This window comes from Clostridium sp. HCS.1, assembly GCF_047900555.1.
Lineage (GTDB): Bacteria > Bacillota > Clostridia > Clostridiales > Clostridiaceae > Clostridium.
In genome coordinates this window covers 739,496-753,915 of sequence record NZ_CP170704.1, presented here as the reverse complement: position 1 = coordinate 753,915, position 14,420 = coordinate 739,496, and the positions used below count along the sequence as shown (strand labels likewise).

Here is a 14,420-nt window from a genome sequence, read left to right as displayed (position 1 = left end):
TTACTTATATTCAAAAGGTAAATCTAATTCTTTTAAAGTTTTTTGTTTTTTATCTTTTTCTGATAAAAGAATTTCTTCAATTCCTTCTAATGGCCACTCTATTCCTACCTCTGGATCATTCCAAAGGAGCCCGCTATCATATTTTGGTGCATAAAAATCGGTGCATTTATAATTAAAAGTAGCTGTTTCTGAAACAACTAAAAAACCATGAGCAAAGCCTTCTGGAACATAAAATTGCTTTTTATTTTCAGAAGTTAATAAAACTCCTTCCCACATTCCGAAGGTAGGAGAGCCTTTTCTTAAGTCTACAGCAAAATCATAAACAGCTCCTTCAGTTACCCTAACAAGTTTTCCTTGAGTATGCTTAGTTTGGAAATGCATTCCTCTAAGCACTCCTTTTTTAGACTTAGATTCATTATCTTGTACAAAATCCATTGTTAAACCAGCTTCTTCAAAAGCTTTTTTATTATAACTTTCCATAAAATAGCCCCTATTATCTCCAAATACCTTAGGTTCTATTATGTATAAGTCTTTTATTTTTGTTTCTATGAAATTAAAATTACTCATTTACCTATACTCCCTTGTAGCTGCAACCTCTGATTTTATTTTTTCTAATTCATCAACAATATCAACTAGATACTTTCCATATCCAGTTTTCATTAATGGTTTTGCAAGTTGTATTACTTCTTCCGTGCTTATCCATTTTTGTCTATAAGCTATTTCTTCTAAGCAAGCTATATAAGTTCCTTGAGTATTTTGAACCGCTTCTACAAAATTAGATGCCTGTAACATTGATGCATGAGTTCCTGTATCAAGCCAAGCCATTCCACGCCCTAACAAATTAACTTTTAAATTTCCTTCTTCCATATACACTTTATTTAAATCAGTTATTTCAAGTTCTCCTCTATCTGATGGTGCTAATTCCTTAGCTTTTTTAACTACAGAATTATCATAGAAATAAAGTCCTGGAACTGCATATTTAGATTTTGGTTTTTCAGGTTTTTCCTCTAAAGAAAGCACATTATTATTTTCATCAAATTCAACTACTCCAAAGGATCTTGGATCTTGAACATAATATCCAAATATCATTGCCCCTTTTTCCAAAGATGCTGCTTCTTTTAAATGATTAGAAAAGCTTTGTCCATAAAATATATTATCTCCTAAAATCATAGCAACATTATCATCACCAATAAAATCTTCACCGATAATAAATGCTTCTGCTAAACCATTTGGTTGTTCTTGAATTGCATATTCAATTTTAATTCCTAATTCTGACCCATCCTTAAATAATTCTTTGAAATTAACTATATCTCTAGGTGTCGAAATAATCAGTATTTCTCTAATTCCAGCCAACATCAATATAGACATTGGATAATATATCATTGGCTTATCATATAATGGTACCATTTGCTTTGACATTGCCTTTGTTACTGGATATAACCTTGTTCCAGAACCACCAGCTAAAATAATTCCCTTCAAACTAAACTCTCCTCTCCACGTCCTTTATATTTACCAATTTTCATCCCTATAAATCTAGCAAAAAAGTTTAAAAATATCTTTGGTATTAAGAATACTCTCTTCTCTTCAACTATTCTTCTTAGAATATAAAATAATACATCAAACCCTCGCTCATTAGTCCCAAATTGATTTAAATAATCATTTTCTCTAAAGAATATTCCTATATCTTTATATCTACAAAAGGTTTCTTTAAAAGTTAACTCATGAGAATGTATAACTTCAGAATCTGATGCATATTTAATCTTATAATTATTCATGATTAATTTGTAAGCAAAATACATATCCTCATTTGTAGATAAGTTCTTACCATCATATCCATTTAAATCAATAAATGTTTTCTTTAATATTGCTGATGAAGCATCTGAGAAGAAAAATGCCATTAATCCTAATCTTTCTACATCTTTCTTTGCTACTACTCTCGATTCTTTAGGATAGTTAATCTCTCTTGTATATTTTTCAATGGTATGATTACCATATGCTATTTGCCTACTGAAACTTGCTTCACATTCTCCATTTTCTATTCCTTCAACTAAATTATATAGCCAAAGTTTATTGGATATTTTAATGTCTTGTGTAATAAATACTATAATTTCTCCAATGGCTTCTAAAGCTTCTCTCTCTCTAATAATGCTGTGGGAAAAACTACTCTTATCTATTTTTTTATAATTTATATTATTATTTATTAACTTTTTCTCTGTATTATCAGAACTATCTGTAAGAATAAACTTTATCTCTACTATATTTACATTTTCTTGTTGCTGTATTTTCTCATATAAATCTTCTATATAAGCTTCTGCATTATACAAAGGACATATTATAGAAATATTCATATTTACATTGCTCCTTCTTTTCTTATAACTGAAACCACAGTATCAAGTACAATTTTAAAATCCATAATTAATGATCTATTGTCTATATAATACATATCCATTTGAACTCTTTCATCATAAGTAGTATCACTTCTTCCATTGGCCTGCCAGTATCCAGTAACACCAGGTATTACAGAGAAAAATTTATCTGCATATTGTCCATATTTTATGACTTCATCTTCAACTATTGGTCTAGGTCCAACTAAGCTCATATCACCCTTAATAACATTTATTAATTGTGGTAATTCATCTATACTAGTTTTTCTTATAAAATTTCCTATTTTAGTTACCCTAGGATCATTTTCAAGTTTAAAATTTTCATAGTACTCTTTCTTTTGTTCTTCAGTAAATGTTTCAAAAATCTCTTTAGAATTTTCATGCATTGATCTAAATTTGTATAGATTAATATACTCTCTATTTTTTCCTAATCTTTTATGAGAATAAAAAGCTGGTCCCTTAGATTCTAATTTTATTAAAATAGCCACAATTAATAATACTGGGCTTAAAATTACTAATCCTATTGAAGACAAAACTATGTCTAAAAACCTTTTTAATAATCTATATATTGCACTGTCATCTTTAGATATGATCTCAATATTGCTTTCATCATCTAACTGAAGTCTTTCCATACTCATTCCCCCTTAACTCTCATAATTATTATTTAAATATTCCTAATAATCCCTTTTTCTCTTTTATTAAATTCCCCACAAATTTAATTTCTTTATTATCTAAAAGTTCTTCTCCTGATATTCTTAAGTAATTAAAATACTTTTTATTTATAGCTTTTAAAATTTCAATTCCCTCTACCATATTAGGATTTCTCTTTTCATCCCTATGGGCATCAGAACCAAAAAAGCTATAAATTCTATTCTTCAAGAAAAGCTCTGCTGTTTTCTTAACCTCTTTTCCAAACTCTCCAGTTATACTTCCTATATTCAATTGAAAAAGAAAACCTTCCCTAACAAACTCATTTATTAAAGAAGGATTTTTTATAAACTTAATATATCTTTCTGGATGTGCAATAACAGGCACAATTCCTTTTATCTGTAGCTCATATAAAATCTCAGTAACTTCTTTAATAGAAAAGCTTCTCATATTAAACTCAATTAGCATATATCTAGAATCATTAATTGTGCCAATAAGCTTATCTTCAAAGTTATCTAAAATTTTTTCATTAAAATAAACTTCTTGTCCACAATAAATCTCTAGGTCTAAATCAAGCTCTTTAACTAAAAGCTCTATATCTTTCTTTCTTTCCTTTACTTTAATATTAGGTACTTCATAATGTCCTGGCATGTAATGTGGTGTCAGCACTAATTTCTTAGTGCCACCCTCTACTGCCTGCCTTAACATATTAATTGTCATCTCCCTAGACTTAGAACCATCATCAATGGCCCAAATCAAATGAGAATGCAGATCTACCATAGCACCACCCACTCTTTCGTTTAATTTATATTTAATTTACACATTTTAAATTCTATTATTACCTAAATTTGATATATTTTTACTGTTAATACTTAAAACTATCCTTTAATCAATGAATAATTCATAATTGATAATGCACTTTAATTAATGCATAATTGATAATTGATAATGCATAATTGTTGAAATAATTCAGGCAAGCTGAATTATGAAAATTTCTAAATTCCAAAGGAATTTAATCCTTCATTCTTTCATGCTGATTTTGCTTCAGCAAAGAAGCTCTTCATTCTTTAATTTTACAAAACTCTGTAAGAGTTTTAACCTTAATTATGCATTGTGCATTGATGTTACTTTTCCCCGTAATAGTAGTAGTATTTATTTCTACTTACGTCTATTCCATTTAAAACTGTTCCTATAATATTTGCATTTACCTTTTTTAAGAGATTAACTGCATTTTCAACTGAATCTTTTTTTGTTCTTTCTGCTCTAACTACTAATATAGTTCCATCTGATTTAGTAGATAAAATTTGTGAATCTGTAACTGCTTGTACTGGTGGAGTATCTAAAATAATATAATCAAAGGTATCTTTTAAAGATTCTAATAGATTTTCCATTGCCTTTGATGAAAGCATTTCAGATGGATTTGGAGGTATTTTACCTGATGTAAGTAAAACTAAATTTTTATTATACCTATGCATAGCAGTTGCTAAATCCGATTTACCTATAATTACATCTGATAACCCAACTAGATTTGAAACCTTAAACTTTTTATGTAAGCTTGGCTTTCTTAAATCACAATCTATTAAAATAACTTTTTTATCTCCTTGAGCCATACATAAAGCTAAATTTCCTGATGTAGTAGATTTACCTTCTCCTGGCTCTGAGCTTGTTACAACTATTACTCTATATTCTTTATCAAAAGATGAGTACTGTATATTTGTTCTTAATGTTCTATAGCTTTCTGCTGCTATAGACTTAGGTTCCTTTTCAACTATAAACATAATTTCTCCTAAGACTCCTTTACTGTAGGTATTGATCCTATTACAGGAATTTGGAATTCTCTTTCTAATTGGTCCTTATTTTTAAAGGTATTATCTAAGAATTCTAATAAAAATGCTAATCCAACTCCAACCATTAATCCTAATAAAAAGGCTATTGCAATATTCATCTTTTTATTTGGACTAACTGGATTTTGGGGAAGTTCTACTTTTTCTATTACTTTTATATTCCCATTAGGAACTAATTCCTTAGAGGTTTTTATAAATTCATCTGAAACCCCTTCTATAATAGCCTTAGCTTCTTGCGGATTCCTACTCTTATATTTAATTTGTAATATTTGAGTATCTGCTACTGTTACTACTGTTAAATTATTTAAAACTTCATTAGCTTCTAAATTAATACTAGTCCCTCTTAATCCCCTAGAAATTAAATCTTTTGTTTTTATTGCTTCAGAATATGTCTTCATAAGTTTTTGATACATAAGTACATCATTTTGACTATAAGCTTGACTATCACTTTCATCCTTACCAATAAAAACTTTTGTACTTGCTTCATATTGAGGCTTGATTACAAAAAAACTTAATGCTGCTGATAATATTGTTGCTATTAATGTAATTGAAAGTATCATTAGCCACCTTTTTTTGAGAGCTTCAAATAACTCATCTAACCTTATCACTTGCTCTTCCAACTTTTTTCCTCCTATCAAATACTAATAATGTCCAATAAGCCTTAGTTAAAAAATTAAATATATAGTTTCATAGTTATATATATTTAATATGAACATTTTGTTCTATAATAATTACTATTGCTTTTAATTATATAAAACATTATATCACAATATTTTAATAATTTTTCAAAATTTATCGGCATAATGTGACAATTTAGCATTGTGTAACAATTAAAATTACTACTATTTCTATAAACAAGGTGATATTTAAATATAAATTTTAATTGAATTAACATTTGTATAATATTAACTAAATAAAAAATTTATTTTTTTTAATATATATATATTCTGATACTATAATTTTTTAGTTTTAGGCTAAAATCTTCCAAATATCTTCTTTTTAACCTTTATTCTTTTGCTAACTTCCCCATTTTTAGTTAATGCGAATAGTCCCTTTTTACTAATCCATTCAACCTCTTTGTTAATATACTCTTTCTTTACATCATCTTCAAAACCTATAAAGCTATAAACATCTTTTTTCTTTAAATCTTTAGCTGTTTTTAATACCTTTTTCCCATACTCCCCATTTATACTTCCTAAATCTAACTGTAATAAGCAATTTTCCTTTAATAATTTATTTATGTTTTTGCTATCATCTGTTATTTCTTTAATTTTTTCTGGTCCAAATATAATTGGAGTATAATCTCTTAGGTTAAATTCATATATGATTTCTACTAATTCTTTTATTGTATTGCTTTCATCTGGGCTTAATAAAACGTATTTATTATCATTTATACTGCCTATTTTCCCCTCAACAAAATCTTTAATATTATCAAAGTTGTCCCTTATTATATTTGCAGGATAAAGCTTTAAATTTAAGGCTTTTTCACTTAAATATAAATTTAAATCTTCTACTACTAATTTAACTTCCTCTATAGAACTTTTAGATTCTTCATCATAATAAAATGGAGCAATTATTAATCGTGTAATTCCATATTTACTTAGTCTTTCAACTTTTTCTAATAAATTAATTACATTAAATTCATTCTCCACGATTAATTCCTTTAAAATTAGGCTAGCAAACATAATATTTTCACCCCTGACTTTAATTTTTTCGGCAAAATTAATTATAGGACTTTTTTCCTAATTTGGCTAATATTTTCGTGCTACATTATTTTACATAAAAAATTCATATTTTACCATTTGTGAAAATTCTGTAAAGAAATAAAGACACACTTTGAAATATTAAGTTAATTTTAAGCATTTTTAATGAAGCTTTAATTCAAAATATATTCACTTTAAATTTTTACTTTGAAAAAGCCAGTAAAAATTTTTATTATGTCTAACTTTTTTTCATATAAATTCTCAATTCTAATTATAAATAGGTACTTACTTTATGAATAATATGTTAGGAGTGATAGCTTATGGAAGATCTAATAAGAAAAGCAAAAAATAATGATAATGCTGCAAAAGAAGAAATAATTAAGATGTACTATCCTTTAATAATTAAAGAAAGTAAAAAAGTATTTTTAAAAAATAGGACTTTTGAAGATTTAATTCAAATAGGAATTATCCATTTAATAAAAGCTATAAATCTATTTGATTTATCTAGACCTAGTAGTGGTTTTAGTTCATATGCCCTTTGGAGTATAAAAAATGGATATGTAAGTCTTATAAGAAGTGAAGCAAAGTATAATGATGAAATGAGTTTGAATTTACCTCTTTATAATGCTCCTGATATTGAGGTAGCTGATAGTATAATTGATGAATGTATAGATATAGAACAGGATGTTACTAATTCTATTGTTTATAGTGAAATTAATGCTGCCTTAGATAAACTTGACTATGAGGAAAGGGATATTATTAATTTTTTATATATTGAAAATGAAACTTCAAACCTTTCTCGGTATTCAAAGCTTAGGAATAAGGATTATTATTATTGTTCTTGTTTAAAGAAAAGGGCTTTAACTAAGCTTAAGATTATTTTAAAGGAGTATAATTAAGATTTAATATTTTAATTTGGGGTAAAAATATAAAGAGTAAAATTTCAGCTTCATGCTTAACTTTTACTCTTTATAAAATAAGGTTTAATTTAAAATATATTATTATTTTATGTCTATACTTTTTTCTTTAAAAGTTCCTCAATTTCATCTTTATTATATCTAGCATATTCTCTAATTACTTGTAAATTAACATAAAGTGGTACTGATATATTATCTTTTTTTAATAAATCCTCTATCTTGTTTATTAAATCATCAGCGCTATTTATTAAGTATTCTTCTCTATCGAAAACTTCTTTTTTATTTTGAGCAAAGGATATTAAATCTCTATTAACCTTAGTAAGTCCAACGAACTCTGATTTCCCACCTTTATTAATCCATCTGAAGGTTCCTAAAATCTTAGTTTCTCCAATTTCTTCTGGAGATTTGCATAATAATTTCCCTCCATTTTCTTCCCAAAGTTCCCTATTCATTGCATAAACTATAGTATCAGTAAAACTTTTTCCTCTAATATCTGACCAATCACATGAGCCACTTCCTGTTGGTACTAAAAGTCCAGCACTAGATTGAGCCACTCTATTTTGTGTCCAAATCACTAAATAATTATCACTAGTAATAGCTACTGTACTTATACCAATTTCGTTATTCATAACAGATGATGTAATATCCTTTAAATAATATTCATCATTCTTTTTTATTACTGGCATAAAATCTTCAGCTGATGCAATTAATTTATTATCTTCATTAGATCTTAATTCTTTTCCTGAAATTATATTAGTTAAATATGTATCGTAATACGTGCCTTTGTGACAATAAACCTTTTTCTCATTAGGATTTATCACTATATCTTTGGAAATACATAATTTTTTCTCATTAAAAAACATCTTTCCATAGAAATTAGAAAGCCTATAATTGAATTTTAAAAATGGAAGTAAATCCTCCTTATTTTCTTTTATAAACTTATTTATATTCCTCTCCATATTTCGAGATTCTAATAGTTCAAAATTTCCTTCTCTTATATAGTTATCTAAACTCTTGCTTCGAAGTACTCTTTCTTTTTTACCTGAAGGAAGATAGATATCTTCTATTATGTAATCACTAGTTAAGCTATTTTCTATTTTCACTTCATTATATATTTTTTCCTGAATATCTGACTTTATATATCCGTATCTTAAATCCATACTGTCTCTTATTTCTGAAATAATATTATATAAATCATATATAAATTTTATTATAGTTCCTAAGAGAACAAATATTATTGCTTTACCGTTGTTATTTTCAATAAATAACTCATCCCAACTGCTTATTAATGTATAAGTTGATGTAATGAATAGTAATAAATCTATTATAACTATTATTACTTCTATTCTCTTTATTTTAAATAAATATAAATTATAGTCTATAAAATTTTTCAGCATATTGTTCCCCCATTATTAAAATATTATTATTCTCCTTTTATTATAATTTCTTTCATTAACTTTCTCAATTTTTATTGATGAAAATGTAGATATTAAAAGGAAATTACTAACTCTATTTTTCATGATGAGCTCTTATATGCTTTAAATAAGCGTCATTAAAAAGATAAATATATTATAAGCTTTTCTAATTTATATTTAGAGCTGCATAAGCAGCTCTTTAATTACAAATTAGTTGTTACGTAAAGTATTTTTCAATTTTTTAATAATCTTTTCTTTAGCATATCTAGCATTATGATATTCTATATTCTTTTCTTCAGCGTATTCCTTTAGGGTTTTATTTTCAACATAAAGTTCCTTAAGTAAAAATCTCTCTTCTTCTTTTAATAAGCTTATAGCTATTTCTAAATCTTCTCTTCCTTCTTTTTTAATATAGTCTTCTTGTATATTGGTGTTCTCATCTACTATATCTTTAATGTCTATAAAGGTTGCAATCTCCTTGGATATTTTACCTTTAAAATACACTTTTTCAGCCTTATCTATTTCTTTATAAATAGTATTTCTTACTGTCTCTTTCACATAACTTGGAAATGAATTACTTAAAGATATATCAAACTTTTCTATAGCTTTAATTATTGCCAGCACAGCTAATTGTTTTATATCTTCATTTTCATAACCATAAATATAGAATCTCATAGCTGTATTATTAATAAGAGGTTGAAACTTTCTTAATATTTCTTCCAAGGCACCTTTGTCTCCTTGTTTTGCTTTAATGATTAAGTTTTCCATAATAATTGGGCAACAGCCCTTCCCCCTTTCTATATTTTCAATTTAATTATACCAAACATATGTTCTGCTATCTATTCTTTTTTATCGCAATTTTTGACATTAAATTAATATTTAAGGTTAGATTGGTTTTTATTTTTGTGTTTTTGGATTATACTAGTTGTAATGATAATTATTTTCTTTTGGAGGTATAGATTTGGAAAATAAAATTAAATTAATATGTATAGATATGGATGGGACATTATTAGATAGTAATCATGTAGTAAGTGAAAGAAATAAAGAAGCCCTAAGAAAAGCAAAGGACCTTGGTGTTACAATAGCAATCTCTACTGGGAGATTATTTTGTTCTGCTAAATACTATTCTGAGTTAATTGGTATAGATACTGCTGTGCTTGCTTCTAATGGAGCTTATATAAAGACTAATTATAAAGATGATACTGTAATAGAAACTCCTTTACCTATTGAAACTGCCCTTGAAATATATAATATAGTGAAAAAATATGGATTATCAGCAAATTTTAATAGTTGGGATACTCTTATTAGAGAAAATCAAATTCCTGAGACTCATGCTTATAGCATTATGAATAAAGATTTGCCAGAGGAAAAGAGAGTTAAATTCTTAATAGATGAACTTGACCTTCCTACTACTCTTAAAAACTTTAAAGGTACTATATTAAAAAGTATAGTTATTGAAGAAGATGAAAATAAGGATAATCTCTGGGCAGCTAAAAAGGAATTAAAGGAAACCTTTGGTGATAAGCTTCATATAGTTAGTTCTGGAAATGATAACTTTGAAGTTATTAATGGAACAATATCTAAGGGTAAAGCAGTTAAATACTTAGCAGAAACATTAAATTTGAAACCTAGTGAAGTTATGTGCTTAGGCGATTCAGAAAATGACCTATCTATGATTAAATACGCAGGCATTGGTGTTGCTATGGGCAATGGACTAGACATAGTTAAAGAACAAGCTGACTATGTAACAGACAGTAATAATAATTCTGGCGTTGCTAAAGCAATTGAGCACTTCGTGCTAATGAAGAATGAAGGATGTAAAATGTAAAATTATGGTGAAAACTCATTCTGAGTTTTTTTTAATGAAAGAATGAAGATTCTCTTTTGCTTACGCAAAATTGAAATGAAAGAATGAAAAAATTAAGGATTAAATTCCTTCGGAATTTATAATTTTTAACTCAGCTTGCCTGAGTTATTTCCTTAATTATGCATTATGCATTAATTGAAGTGCATAAAAAAACTCCCTTTCGGGAGTTTTCTCATTCATTCTTTAATTTTTTCATTCCAAAATTAAAGTTTATATATCTTTTCTCTATTACTTCTTATCTATTTTTCATTTTTTAATTTTATCTTTATTACTCTCCTTTATTATGTAATTTGGCCTTCCTTTTACTTGAATATATGTTCTTGCTAAGTACTCACCAATTATACCAAGAGCAACTAATTGGATTCCTCCTATAAATGTAATTAAACAAATAGTTGATGCATAGCCTGGAAGATCCTTTCCCAATATTAATGTCTGTAAAAATGTTACTAAAAAGTATAGAAAGCTTAGTAATGATATTCCTCCTCCAATTATTGATGATAATCTTAAAGGAGTTGTTGAAAATGATACTATTCCTTCTATTGCATATTTAAATAATCCAAAATATGACCACTTAGTTTCTCCTAAAGCCCTATCTTCACTTATATATTCTAACCAATATGTATCATATCCTACCCATTCAAATATCCCCTTGCTAAACCTATGATATTCACTTAATTCTAGAACTGAATCTACCATTTGTCTTGTCATAATTCTAAAGTCAGTTGAACCTTCAACTATAGGGATATCTGAAATCTTATTTAAAAATTTGAAAAATAGTTTTGAAAATAGGCCTCTAAATTTAGATTCACCATCTCTATCAATTCTTTTAGTTGCTACTGAGTCATAGCCTTCCTCTATTTTATTTATCATATCAATAATAAGTCTTGGTGGATGTTGAAGATCTGCATCCATTATTATGGCGTAGTCACCATCTGCATTTTTAAGACCTGCAAGTATGGCTGCTTCCTTCCCAAAATTTCTTGAAAATGAGATATATTTTATATCTTTGTATTTTATTGATAATTCTCTAAGAGTTTTTAGGGTATTGTCTTTACTTCCATCATTTATAAGAATATATTCAAATTCATAGTTTAATATCTTATTTGTTACCTTAGATGCTTCTATATAGAATAATTCAATCATTTCTTCTTCGTTGTAACAAGGAACTATTATACTAACCTTATTCAATTTATCACCTCTTTGTATTATTAAAAGTCTTATTAAATTTGAATTTGTATATAATTATTGAAATCAATGTTAAAAGAGATATTATAATTCCTATTGTTTTGTAATAAAAGTTGTAATTCATCTCTAAGATATGATTCCCAGCTTCAGTGGATATAGCCATAAATCCACCATTTACAATAATAGGATTAACCTTTTCCCCATCAACCTTTATCTTCCAATACTTATCATATACTACTGGAATTACTACATATCCATTATCCTTTGTATTAAAAGTTGATTGTAATCCATTTTTATCCTTTATAATATTATCTATATCTATAGAGTTCATATTATTAATGGATTTTTCTATATAACTTTCTTTAATACAAATTAATTCTAGCTTGTCTATATACTCTTTATCTATAGTTAGAATATCTCCATAATTAAGTCTTCCTATATAAAGTTCATTATAATCTAAATCATTTATATTAATATTAGGGAAATTTGAATCTTCTCCTATATGATTTCCATTTACTTTGAAAGGAATATATTCTATTTTAAATTCTTTTTTGCTTCTTACATAGTACTCCCCATACTCTTGTATAACAGTATCTGTATTTTCAAGAGGATAAATTGAATAATTATTGCTTAAAGCTTCATCTAATTGAATGTTTTCAGTATCTTCTTCTATTAGTAAATTACTATATAAAAGTATATCTTTTTCTATCATAGATGCTGGTAATTTTCCTTTTATTATTGAGTCTTCAGCAAAAAACTTTAACTGATTGTTATGTTCTACTTCAAAAATATAAAAGTCATATGCTTTATCTATTAATTTAGAATTATAATAAGGGCAATAATTATACGAGGAAACATAATATTTAGTTCCTACATATTGTGATATTATGTTTCTTCCCTTAAATTCTACTCTTACTTTATCCTTTACTGTATTACTAAATACATTACTAGTATTTAGGTAATTACCATTAATAAGAGAATGATATGCAGATACTCCATTTACTTCATTTGCAATATAAATGTTTTTTGACATTTCTCTTCCTCTTATTTCAATTCTAGCCTCTTTATCATATTTATTACTTATATAATTTAATACATTTGAATAGTTTTCTCTTGTTTCATTTTTTACTTTTGTTGTGTTTTTTAATACAATTGAATATTGCTGATTTACTTCTAATAATAAAAGTAAAGTTAATATAATAGTTAAAAACTTAAATTTTCTTTTAATGAATAGAATAGAAGATAAATAAGCAGCAATAAATAATAAATTTAACAGCTTTAAACCAATACTTATTTCTTTACTAAAGAATATAAATAATAAACTTAATATCAAAATAACACTAAAGCTAAATGTCATTTTACTATTCTTAATTTTTTCTTTTAAGAATAAGAATGTAAATATTGCTATATAAATATTTAAAAATATATTATACCTAAAATCTCCTCCAACTGGCATATAAGCAAAATTTAATAGGTAATTAAATCTTTCTATAATAATTGCAAGTATTAATATTCCAATATGAATAAAATATAACTTATTCTTTTTATTTTTACTAAAAATCAAAAATGAAATTAGGATTGGAATTCCTAGTAAGGTTACATAGGTATTACTACTTTGTTTGGTAGCACCAATATAATTTTGAGTTAACATTGAAAATATATTATATATATTGATACCAAAATTATTATTAACACCTGTTTCTTTTGCAGAAGATAGCATTATAACTGCTGCTGGAATTAAAACAAAGCTTGATAGTAGTACCCCTAAGATTGACTTCTTTATCATTATCCAGATAAATGATGGCAATCCCTTATTTTTACCATGAATAATAATGTATCTTATTACTGCATATATAGCTATATGTGGAACTAGTAAGGCTGCTAGATAATAATCAGTAACCAAAAATAAGAATAGGCTAATTATATATATTTTGCTGCCTTCATTTTTAATGATTTTTTCAATGCCCAATAAAACTAATGGTAAGAAAATAAAAGTATCTAGCCACATAATCTGTATAGCTCCATAGTTTAAAACATAGTAACTAGCAGCATAAATAATAGCTCCATACCATTTAAATTTATTTGAAGTAATCTTTTTAAAATAAATAGATGCAAAATAAATTAAAAATATAAATTTAATTGATATAAAAATTGGAAGAGCTATTTCTATCTTTATTGATCTTAATAAAAGCAATATAATATTAAATGGACTCATAAGATAGTATATAGCTAAGGCATACATATTATCTCCTAAGGCAATGCTCCAATTATAATTATATCCAATACCAAATAGACTTATATTACTACCATAGTACTGTAAAAAGTCTATTCCTTGATTGTATAAATCTCCATATAAAATTCCACCTTGAAGTAAATAGACTATATAGCTAAAACTAATTCCTATTATTATAGAAAGCATTATATCCTTAAGGTATTTCTTCAAAAATATCACCCTCC

General features: G+C 26.4%; 14 protein-coding genes. 2 read left to right on the top strand and 12 right to left on the bottom strand.

Annotated features, from left to right (window positions below):
* The 8 genes from rfbC to ACFYH6_RS03505 all read right to left on the bottom strand — a co-directional run bounded on the left by rfbC (position 1) and on the right by ACFYH6_RS03505 (position 6,561).
* On the bottom strand, positions 1–567 hold the full coding sequence (gene rfbC / locus ACFYH6_RS03540; protein WP_416179071.1) for a dTDP-4-dehydrorhamnose 3,5-epimerase: 567 nt from the start codon (positions 565–567) through the stop codon (positions 1–3).
* Positions 568–1,479 carry a glucose-1-phosphate thymidylyltransferase RfbA gene (gene rfbA, locus ACFYH6_RS03535; protein ID WP_416179072.1) on the bottom strand — a complete coding sequence of 304 codons (912 nt, stop codon included), beginning with the start codon at positions 1,477–1,479 and terminating at the stop codon, positions 568–570.
* Positions 1,476–2,348, bottom strand: coding sequence for a glycosyltransferase (locus ACFYH6_RS03530; protein ID WP_416179073.1), 873 nt, complete (start codon positions 2,346–2,348; stop codon positions 1,476–1,478). The genes rfbA and ACFYH6_RS03530 overlap by 4 nt, the downstream gene beginning before the upstream one ends.
* 2 nt (positions 2,349–2,350) lie before the next feature.
* Complete coding sequence (locus ACFYH6_RS03525) at positions 2,351–3,016, bottom strand: sugar transferase (RefSeq protein WP_416179074.1); 666 nt, start codon at positions 3,014–3,016, stop codon at positions 2,351–2,353.
* Positions 3,017–3,044: 28 nt separating this feature from the next.
* Positions 3,045–3,812, bottom strand: coding sequence for a tyrosine-protein phosphatase (locus ACFYH6_RS03520; RefSeq protein ID WP_416179075.1), 768 nt, complete (start codon positions 3,810–3,812; stop codon positions 3,045–3,047).
* Positions 3,813–4,156: 344 nt separating this feature from the next.
* Positions 4,157–4,810 (bottom strand): CpsD/CapB family tyrosine-protein kinase, encoded by a 654-nt coding sequence (locus tag ACFYH6_RS03515; protein ID WP_416179076.1) that lies wholly within the window; start codon positions 4,808–4,810, stop codon positions 4,157–4,159.
* Between the two features lie 8 nt (positions 4,811–4,818).
* Positions 4,819–5,496 (bottom strand): YveK family protein, encoded by a 678-nt coding sequence (locus ACFYH6_RS03510; RefSeq protein WP_416179077.1) that lies wholly within the window; start codon positions 5,494–5,496, stop codon positions 4,819–4,821.
* Between the two features lie 354 nt (positions 5,497–5,850).
* Positions 5,851–6,561, bottom strand: a complete 711-nt coding sequence (locus tag ACFYH6_RS03505) for a CpsB/CapC family capsule biosynthesis tyrosine phosphatase (RefSeq protein ID WP_416179078.1) — start codon at positions 6,559–6,561, stop codon at positions 5,851–5,853.
* A 338-nt stretch (positions 6,562–6,899) separates the two neighbouring features.
* Between ACFYH6_RS03505 and ACFYH6_RS03500 the strand changes: the two genes are divergently transcribed.
* Positions 6,900–7,478 (top strand): sigma-70 family RNA polymerase sigma factor, encoded by a 579-nt coding sequence (locus tag ACFYH6_RS03500; protein WP_416179079.1) that lies wholly within the window; start codon positions 6,900–6,902, stop codon positions 7,476–7,478.
* Between the two features lie 113 nt (positions 7,479–7,591).
* On the opposite strand, the gene ACFYH6_RS03495 is transcribed toward ACFYH6_RS03500, so the two are convergent.
* The gene (locus ACFYH6_RS03495) at positions 7,592–8,893 is read right to left on the bottom strand and encodes a hypothetical protein (RefSeq protein WP_416179080.1); all 1,302 of its coding nucleotides are present in this window, start codon (positions 8,891–8,893) and stop codon (positions 7,592–7,594) included.
* A 228-nt stretch (positions 8,894–9,121) separates the two neighbouring features.
* Positions 9,122–9,679 (bottom strand): sigma-70 family RNA polymerase sigma factor, encoded by a 558-nt coding sequence (locus ACFYH6_RS03490; protein WP_316343271.1) that lies wholly within the window; start codon positions 9,677–9,679, stop codon positions 9,122–9,124.
* A 193-nt stretch (positions 9,680–9,872) separates the two neighbouring features.
* Here ACFYH6_RS03490 and ACFYH6_RS03485 point away from each other — a divergent pair, with 193 nt between their 5' ends.
* Positions 9,873–10,739 (top strand): Cof-type HAD-IIB family hydrolase, encoded by an 867-nt coding sequence (locus ACFYH6_RS03485; protein ID WP_416179081.1) that lies wholly within the window; start codon positions 9,873–9,875, stop codon positions 10,737–10,739.
* A 285-nt stretch (positions 10,740–11,024) separates the two neighbouring features.
* Here ACFYH6_RS03485 and ACFYH6_RS03480 read toward each other — a convergent pair whose 3' ends face one another.
* Positions 11,025–11,966: a glycosyltransferase family 2 protein gene (locus ACFYH6_RS03480; RefSeq protein ID WP_416179082.1), complete on the bottom strand. Its 942-nt coding sequence runs from the start codon at positions 11,964–11,966 to the stop codon at positions 11,025–11,027.
* 4 nt (positions 11,967–11,970) lie between these two features.
* Complete coding sequence (locus ACFYH6_RS03475) at positions 11,971–14,406, bottom strand: YfhO family protein (RefSeq protein ID WP_416179083.1); 2,436 nt, start codon at positions 14,404–14,406, stop codon at positions 11,971–11,973.
* Between the last annotated feature and the right edge of the window lie 14 nt (positions 14,407–14,420).

Excerpts from the sequence above, each read along its gene's own strand:
- rfbC (WP_416179071.1), bottom strand. The coding sequence starts at position 567 with ATGAGTAATTTTAATTTCATAGAAACAAAAATAAAAGACTTATACATA.
- ACFYH6_RS03530 (WP_416179073.1), bottom strand. The coding sequence starts at position 2,348 with ATGAATATTTCTATAATATGTCCTTTGTATAATGCAGAAGCTTATATA.
- ACFYH6_RS03525 (WP_416179074.1), bottom strand. The coding sequence starts at position 3,016 with ATGGAAAGACTTCAGTTAGATGATGAAAGCAATATTGAGATCATATCT.
- ACFYH6_RS03520 (WP_416179075.1), bottom strand. The coding sequence starts at position 3,812 with ATGGTAGATCTGCATTCTCATTTGATTTGGGCCATTGATGATGGTTCT.
- ACFYH6_RS03515 (WP_416179076.1), bottom strand. The coding sequence starts at position 4,810 with ATGTTTATAGTTGAAAAGGAACCTAAGTCTATAGCAGCAGAAAGCTAT.
- ACFYH6_RS03505 (WP_416179078.1), bottom strand. The coding sequence starts at position 6,561 with ATGTTTGCTAGCCTAATTTTAAAGGAATTAATCGTGGAGAATGAATTT.
- ACFYH6_RS03500 (WP_416179079.1), top strand. The coding sequence starts at position 6,900 with ATGGAAGATCTAATAAGAAAAGCAAAAAATAATGATAATGCTGCAAAA.
- ACFYH6_RS03495 (WP_416179080.1), bottom strand. The coding sequence starts at position 8,893 with ATGCTGAAAAATTTTATAGACTATAATTTATATTTATTTAAAATAAAG.
- ACFYH6_RS03490 (WP_316343271.1), bottom strand. The coding sequence starts at position 9,679 with ATGGAAAACTTAATCATTAAAGCAAAACAAGGAGACAAAGGTGCCTTG.